Source organism: Gaiella sp., assembly GCF_035558935.1.
Lineage (GTDB): Bacteria > Actinomycetota > Thermoleophilia > Gaiellales > Gaiellaceae > Gaiella.
In genome coordinates this window covers 1-4,622 of the sequence record NZ_DATMBZ010000071.1, presented here as the reverse complement: position 1 = coordinate 4,622, position 4,622 = coordinate 1, and the positions used below count along the sequence as shown (strand labels likewise).

The window sequence follows — 4,622 nt, the reverse complement described above, 5'->3', positions numbered from 1 at the left end:
CCCGCGCCGTTTCCCGACGGGCGGGCGCCGGGTACGTCGCCTGCACCGTGAACGATGCCCTGCTGCTCGTCGACGTCGTCAACGACTTTCGCCACGAAGACGGCGGCGTGCTGCTCGCGTCCTTCAGCGTCCGGCACGGCGGCTGGTGGCCGAGCTCGAGCGAGCACGCGGCTCGATGCCCGTCGTCTACGTGAACGACGACTGGGGCAGGTGGGACGGGAACGCGCCGCGCTCGAGTACCTGCGCGACGTCGTCGGCGTGTACCTCGAGCCGTAGGAAGACTCAGCCGCTCGTACGCTGGAGGGCAAGCAGGGCGACGTCGTCCTGGAGCACGCGATCGCCGATCAGGTCGTCGAGGAGCCCGTCGAGGAGCTCCTCCGGACTGCAGCCGTGGAACCGCACGACAGCCTCGCACAGGCGCCCGAGCGCGTCGTCGATCCCGAGGCCGCGCCGCTCGACGAGCCCATCGGTGTAGAAGAGGACGACGTCGCCCTCCTCGAGGATCGTGCGCGCCTCCTCGTACGGCGTGTCGTCGCCGACGCCGAGCGGCAGCGACTCCCCTCCCGAGAGGAAGTCGCAGCGGCCGTCCACGGTGAGCAGCACGGGCGGGAGGTGGCCGGCGGAGCAGTGCCGGAGCTCACCGCTCTCCTGATCGAGGTCGAAGGCGACCATCGTCGCGAGGAACGAGTCGGTCGCCTCGACGAGCCCGTTCAGGCGCGAGACGACGCCTGACGGCGAGAGGCCGTCGAGGCTGTGGGCGCGCTGAACCGTGCGGAGCTGGCCCATGCGCGACGCCGCGAGGACTCCCTTGCCCGCGACGTCCCCGACGCTGCCGCCGAGACGCCCGTCGGGCCGGAGCGCGAGGTCGTACCAGTCGCCGCCCACGTCGGCCTCGGTGCTCCCGGAGAGGTAGCGGACGGCGACGCAGCCCTGGTACGGGACGTCGAGCGACCGCGGGAGGAGCGCGCGCTGGAGCTGCTCGGCGATCCGGTGGTCGCGCTCGAAGACCCTCGCGTTCGCGACGGCCTGGGCGCACTGACGCCCGAGCGTCAGCAGCAGCTGCCGCTCGTCGCGGCCGAGCGGCCGAGCGCCCTCGAAGCTGATCATCAGCACGCCGAGCGTCCCACCCGCCAGCGTGAGTGGGACGAACGCCTCTGACTCGATGTGCGCGTCGAGCATCAGCTCGTGCGCCGGGTAACCGGCCTCCATCTGCTCGAGCGACTCGATCCAGAGCGGCCGGCCCTCACGGTAGACGCGTGCCGCAACCACCGGGTCGGTCGGCGAGAAGCGGCGGTACAGCTCGAGCACATCGTCGGAGTACCCGACCGCGCTGACCGTCTCGAGCGTCCCGTCGTCGAGCGCGAGAACCAGCGCCCCTGCCGCGGCGTCGACTGCGGCGACACCCTCGTGGACGACGATGCGCGCCACCTCGTCGACCGTCATGGCGCTGCCGAGCAAGGCGGTCACGGCCTGAAGCCGCTCGAGGCGCTCGGAGGTGACGCGCTCGGCCTCGAGAAGCCGCGCCCGCTCGAGCGCCTGCGCGCAGAGCCGGCCGACGGCCTGGACGAACACGACGTCGTCGTCCTCGACCTCGTGACCCGGCGCGAAGCCCGTGCAGAGGACTCCCGCGGTGGGGTTGCCGCCGATCGGCACGAGGATGGACGGCCGCGCGCCGTGCCGTTCCGGGATCCGCGCCAGGATCGGATAGCGCCGCTTGGCCTCGTCCGGCGAGCTGAAGATGACCGTCTCACCCGACTCGAGCACGTCGTTGACCGGGACCGGGGCGTGTGCCGGGATCGAGGCCCAGCCGGCCGAGATCTCGTCGTCGTATCCGACGGACGCCACCAGCCTGACCTCGTCTCCCTCGCGTAGGTAGACGAGAACGCCGTCCGCGCCTATCGCCTCCATGCCGCCCGAGAGGACCGCGGCGCACACGTCGTCGGGAGTCGCCGCCGCCGAGAGCGCCGCCGTCAGGACCTGCAGCCTGCGGGCGACGTCCCGGGCGTGCGCCGTCTCGTCCAGGAGGCGGGCACGTTCGAGAGCCTGGGCGCAGAGGGTGACGATCGCCTCGGTGAAGGCCCTGTCGTCGGGGCCGAACTCCCGCGGGTGGTCGAAGAACGCGACGAAGAAGCCGCGCCGCACGCCGACCGGGAGCGCCAGTGCGCACATCGAGCCCCACGGCGTGTGGGCGAAGACCTCACGGAGGAGCGGGAACTGCCGCTCCGCGTCCGCGCGGTCGGCGAGCCAGACCGCCGCTCCCGTCCGCGCGGCCTCCGGGCCCGGGAGATCGGCGTCCAAGGGCACCGTCTCCCACGTGCCCGCCGCATCGAGCGGCGAGTAGCCCGCCGTCACGCGTCGCATCGCCGCCGCCCCGCGCTGCGGATAGGCGATCGAGCCGCCGGAGGCGCCGATCGTCGCCAGACCGGCCTCGATCGCGACCCGGAGGACGTCTTCCGCGGTCGCGGCCGCCGAGAGCAGCGCGCCCACGCGTTGCAGCGCCTCGGTGCGGCGCGCGGCGCCGCGCTCGGCCTCGAGGAGGCGCAGCCGCTCCAGTGCGACCGCCGTCCGCCGACCGAGCGCCTCGGCGAGTGCGACGTCGTACTCGTCGAGCCGACGGCTCCCGGGCGCGTTTCCGAGCACGAGCAGGGCCGTGACGTTCCCGCCCTCGGAGAGCACCGGGGCGACGAGCTCCGTGCCGACCTCGGGCAGGACGACGTGAGCGGTGGTCCCGGTCCTGATCACCGACGCGCGCGACTCCTCGGCGCCGTTCTCGGGGAGCCGTTCGCCTTCATGGAGGGCGCGGACGCCAGGCATCAGAGCAGGGTCCCGATGGGCAACGGCAAGAACGTCTGCCGGATGCGTCTTCGACACCTGCTGCACGAGGCACCAGTCGGCGACCTCGGCGACGGCGAGCTCGCAGAGCTGCTGGAGGGCCGCATCGGCCGACGTCGTCGCCAGGAGCACCTGCGACGCGCCGGCGATGAAGCGCTCGGAGTCGTCGCGCCTGCGCCGGTCGGTGACGTCCCGCGTGACCCCGACGAGCCGTCCCTCGCCGTTGCGCACGACCTCGGCCCGGGTCCAGAGCCAGCGGAGGGAGCCGTCGGGAACGGTCGCACGGAACTCGAGCTCGTAGCCCGCTCCGGTCGAGCGGGCACGCCGCGCCGCCTCCTCGAGGGCAGGGACGTCCTCCGGATGGATGAGCGCTCTCCACTCCTCGTAGTTGCCGGGCGCCCAGCCGCGCGGCTTGCCGTGCAGCGGACCGAGCGTCGGCGACCAGGTGATCTCCCCGGTCGCGAAGTCCCACTCCCATTCGCCGGTCTCGGTTGCGTCGAGGAGCGCGTCGAGGCGCGCTGTCGTGTCAGGGGCCTGGCTCATCTGAGGGTGGACGGGTCTGGTCGGCCGGGACCGCAGCCGACCCCTGCGTGCATGCGGCGTGCCATCGGGTCTCAGAGTGTGCTCCATGCGACTCCGTCACGGCAACCACTGAGGGTCGGAGTTTTGCGCTTCTCCGTGGGTGGTACCCGAGTGTCATGCAGGCGCCGCGTGAGCAAGGGCGCGACGAGCGGCCCGTGCTGCTGTTCTTCTCGAACCGGCGCTCCGGGCCGGCGCGCCGGATGTCGAGCCTCGTCGCCTGGGTCGGCGTGACCGAGAAGAAGCGGTTGCGCGTCGTCGAGGTCGATGCGGACGACCACCGTGAGCTCGCGAAGGCGCTCGACGTCTCTGTCGTGCCGACGCTGGTGCTGCTCCGCGGTCGTAAGGTGCTCGGCCGCCTCGACGGGCGCGTCACCGGCAATGACATCACGCGGCTGATCAGGCCGTACCTCGGAACGGGCGCACGCGCCCACACCTGACCCGGCACGGCGGCAACGCCCCCTGAACGCGCGTCGCGGGCGCCGGAACGCCCGCGAAAATGCCGCACGGAAAACGGGCCCGGAGGCCCGTTCTCGATCAGAGCAGGATGATCAGCAGGATGATGATCAGGATGACGACCAGCGTTCCGACACCGATGTACACGTCCAGCTCTCCTTTCTCACGTGAGCCACCAGATCAAGAGCAGCACGACGACGAGAACCGCGAGAACGCCCCAGATGAGGAGCCCGACGCTGCCGAGAAGGGCGAACATTCCTCCCGCATCGCGTCCACGCGCGACGGATGCCTCGAGCTGCCCGGTACCGGCGTGCCCGCCGTCGACGCCCCGCGTCCGGTCGTTTCTGGTCTCGTCGGCCATGGTTCTCGGCCTACCCGACCAGGCATCCGCTGAAACTGCAGCGACGGGCGCAGCGTCGGCGTGAGGCGAAGATCCGCCTCAGAGACCGGTTTTCGTCAACCCCTGCGCCGTGCCAGATGTGTGCCGACTCGTCCACAGCCTGGAACCCCAGGAGCTACCTGGGTTCGCGCGGTTCGGCGCCTCCTCCGCAGAGGGCAGAGAACTGAGCGCCTGGTTATGGAGCGCGGCGCGAGGATGAGGATGTCTTGTCGACTCGAGTCGACAGCGATCCCGGCGCGAAGGCCGAGGACGCCGGCTGGCGCCCTCGGCCCGGCCGCCGCTCGCTCGCTAGCGCCGGCCGTAGCCGACGCCGCCCGTGACGAGCAGGACGAGCAGCACGATGATCAAGATCCAT

General features: G+C 71.7%; 4 protein-coding genes. 2 read left to right on the top strand and 2 right to left on the bottom strand.

Annotated elements, in window-relative coordinates; genetic code table 11:
• The coding region (locus tag VNM44_RS07515) for a hypothetical protein (protein WP_325624451.1) at positions 1-194 on the top strand (194 nt) is incomplete at its 5' end.
• An 88-nt stretch (positions 195-282) separates the two neighbouring features.
• On the opposite strand, the gene VNM44_RS07510 is transcribed toward VNM44_RS07515, so the two are convergent.
• Positions 283-3,375 carry a GAF domain-containing protein gene (locus VNM44_RS07510; protein ID WP_325624448.1) on the bottom strand — a complete coding sequence of 1,031 codons (3,093 nt, stop codon included), beginning with the start codon at positions 3,373-3,375 and terminating at the stop codon, positions 283-285.
• 155 nt (positions 3,376-3,530) lie between these two features.
• Between VNM44_RS07510 and VNM44_RS07505 the strand changes: the two genes are divergently transcribed.
• On the top strand, positions 3,531-3,851 hold the full coding sequence (locus VNM44_RS07505) for a thioredoxin family protein (protein WP_325624443.1): 321 nt from the start codon (positions 3,531-3,533) through the stop codon (positions 3,849-3,851).
• A 179-nt stretch (positions 3,852-4,030) separates the two neighbouring features.
• Here the strand turns inward: VNM44_RS07505 and VNM44_RS07500 are convergent, their stop codons facing one another.
• Entirely contained in the window at positions 4,031-4,228 is a 198-nt protein-coding gene (locus VNM44_RS07500) for a hypothetical protein (RefSeq protein ID WP_325624440.1), read from the bottom strand.
• Between the last annotated feature and the right edge of the window lie 394 nt (positions 4,229-4,622).

Excerpts from the sequence above, each read along its gene's own strand:
- VNM44_RS07500 (WP_325624440.1), bottom strand. The coding sequence starts at position 4,228 with ATGGCCGACGAGACCAGAAACGACCGGACGCGGGGCGTCGACGGCGGG.
- VNM44_RS07510 (WP_325624448.1), bottom strand. The coding sequence starts at position 3,375 with ATGAGCCAGGCCCCTGACACGACAGCGCGCCTCGACGCGCTCCTCGAC.
- VNM44_RS07505 (WP_325624443.1), top strand. The coding sequence starts at position 3,531 with ATGCAGGCGCCGCGTGAGCAAGGGCGCGACGAGCGGCCCGTGCTGCTG.